At 42.2% G+C, this 519-nt stretch carries 1 protein-coding gene; it reads left to right on the top strand.

Features of this window, described 5'->3' with window-relative positions; all coding sequences use genetic code 11:
• Positions 1-519 (top strand): hypothetical protein (locus CXF85_RS00085; RefSeq protein WP_198555426.1); only part of this gene is annotated, 519 nt, incomplete at both ends.

Raw genomic sequence — 519 nt, 5'->3', positions numbered from 1 at the left:
TGGCTTAATCAGTGGTGGTGCAGGGCTCGATAGCTTAACGCTTAGCACTGCAAATCAAGCGGTTGTTATCGGTGCTGACATTTCAGCTATTGAAACGGTTACCGGTACAGGCAGTAATGCATTAACCGCAAGTAACATGGTCAATACGTGGGTAATCAATGCAACCAACCAAGGCGTAATTAACGACAGTACGGTGAATGAAGTTAACTTTGTTAACTTTAATGAGCTAACTGGTGGCACAGCGAATGATGACTTTATTATTGGTGCTTCAGGTAATGTAGATACCCTTATTGGGGGAGATGGAACAGGTGTTGATAGCCTGTCGGCTCGTACAGGTGTTATTAATACCTGGATTTTTACTGATACAAAATCATCCTTAATGCAAGACAATGATCCTGCAGCAGATGAACTCTATGTCGGTGATTTTTCAGGTATCGAAACTTACATTACGGGTAATACCAATGAATGGGCCGATGTTTCTGCGTTAAGTGGTGATATCGAGGCAAGTAGTTATGTAAG

The sequence above is a fragment of the Colwellia sp. 75C3 genome, from assembly GCF_002836255.1.
In the GTDB taxonomy this organism is placed as follows: Bacteria; Pseudomonadota; Gammaproteobacteria; order Enterobacterales; family Alteromonadaceae; genus Colwellia.
Note: the sequence above shows the minus strand (reverse complement) of the source record. Positions and strands in the feature narration are given on the sequence as shown.